This window comes from Intestinibacter sp., from assembly GCF_022780145.1.
GTDB lineage: Bacteria > Bacillota > Clostridia > Peptostreptococcales > Peptostreptococcaceae > Intestinibacter.
Genome location: NZ_JALEXO010000194.1, coordinates 1 through 2,091, shown reverse-complemented (window position 1 = coordinate 2,091; position 2,091 = coordinate 1). Strand labels below are relative to the sequence as shown.

The following is a 2,091-nucleotide window of genomic DNA, read 5'->3' as shown; positions in this document are numbered from 1 at the left end:
TATCTGTATAGTCAGTTTCTATTCCCATAACTGGTATACCTGCTTCTTTTAATGCTCTCTCAACTGTATAGCCTTCTACATCGTATAAGCTACAGAATTTTAAGTTTACATCTATTACACCGTCTACCTTGTATTCTTTAGCTAAACGTATAATATCGTCTATTCTAGCAGTATTTGGAGTGAAGCAAGCACAGTTTATACCCATGTATCTATTTGCTAGAGCATCTATTTGTTCATCTACAGTAGTCTTAGTTTCATCTACTAAGTTTTCAAAATATCTAGTTCCTGTACACATTTCTTCACATACAACTACAGCTCCACTAGTTTCTATTATGTTATGTAGCTTCCAGTTTGGAACTGCAAGTGGTGTTCCAGTAAGCATGATTCTCTTAGTTCCTTCTTTTACTACACTTACACCATCTTTGATTCTTTGTTCTAGTTCATCACAAAGTTTATTTGTCATTTGAGTAAAACGAGCTGGGTCATCGTAAAATGCTATTTGAGATATTACTAAAGCATCTCTACCACTTATAGGCACTTTATCTGCTTTACGACATTCATATAGACGACTTAGAGCTTTTCTCTTGTTGTTTATTAATTTTATACTTTCATTTAATGATTCTGCTGTTATTTCATTTCCTGTGAAATCTTCTATTACTTTTTTAAGTTCTCTTATTTCATCTGCCCAAGCTTTTATATCTTTTTCACGTTTCATTTGAGGTAAATCCATAACATGAACTGGTACATCTTCGCCTAATATTTCCCATGCTTTCTTCTTGCCATCACAAGTAGTTTCACCTATATACATGTCAGCTATTCTGAAGAAAGGACATGTTCTATCAAGTCTAGCACCTACTGATGCCTTTATTAATGGACATGTATTTGTTGGAAGGACTTTTTCACCGCCCGGTACCCAGAATTGTGATCCGCCACATAGACCTGTAGCTATTGCATCTGCTGCAAATATTAACTCATCTGGAACATAGACGCAAAAAGTCCCAAACACCTTTTTTCCTTCTTCTTGTGCCTTTATTAGTTCTTGAGGTCTAACTCCGTGAATTTCTGCTATTACAAAATTATAATAGTCCATTGCTTCAGGTCTATTTTCTTGTGATAAGAATACATCTCCAAAAGCTTGAGGTAATACCTCACATAATTGATCATGAGTTTCTAAATCCATACCTAGATCTTCCCACATTTTTCTGTAATCAGCCATACTTCTATCTCCTTTTGATTTTAATTTATTTTATAAATTTTACATAAAGTAAAAATTATAATCTACAGATAATCTTCCCCATTTTTCAAATCAGTTAAAATAGTTTTTATAGCATCAATACATATATCTACTTCTTCTTCTGTATTGAAGTGGCTAAATGAAAATCTAACTGTTCCCTGAGGGAATGTTCCTAAAGTCTTATGTGCTCTTGGCGCACAATGCAAGCCAACTCTAGTCATGATTTTATATTTGCTACTTAAGGAAAATGCCACTATACTGTTGTCTACATCTTCGAAATCTAAAGACACTACCCCTACTCTGCCTTCTATTCCTTTTTTACCAGCAATTTTTACACCATCTATTTCTTTAATACCATCTAAGAAATATTTAGTTATTTCCATTTTTTCATTTCTTATATTATCTATTCCAGTTTCTTTTAAATAAATAAGCGCTTGATGTAAACCTATAATTCCAGGTAAATTCATTGTTCCACTTTCGAATCTATCTGGTAAAAATTCAGGCATTTCTTCTGAATCAGACATACTTCCTGTTCCACCGCTTATAACTGGTTCGATCTGGCCGGCTAATTCATCGCTAACTATAAATCCACCTATTCCCTGTGGACCAAGTAACCCCTTATGTCCTGTAAATGCTAAGAAATCTATATTATTTCTTACCATATCTATATCGACTATACCAGCACTTTGTGCAGTATCAACTACATATATTAAATTGTGTTCTTTGCATAGAGCGCCTATATCACCTATAGGTAAAATAGTTCCACACACATTTGATGCATGTGTAGTGATTATAGCCTTCGTATTTTCTTTTATATAAGGTATAAAATCATTTGCTTTTACACTGCCATCTTCATT

2 protein-coding genes are annotated in these 2,091 nt (G+C 33.6%); both read right to left on the bottom strand.

Features of this window, described 5'->3' with window-relative positions; genetic code table 11:
* Positions 1-1,216: double-cubane-cluster-containing anaerobic reductase (locus MR593_RS07620; RefSeq protein ID WP_290691574.1), on the bottom strand; the 1,216-nt coding region annotated here is incomplete at its 3' end.
* Between the two features lie 62 nt (positions 1,217-1,278).
* Positions 1,279-2,091, bottom strand: an 813-nt coding sequence (locus MR593_RS07615; RefSeq protein WP_290691571.1) for an aminotransferase class V-fold PLP-dependent enzyme, incomplete at its 5' end; no start/stop codon positions are given.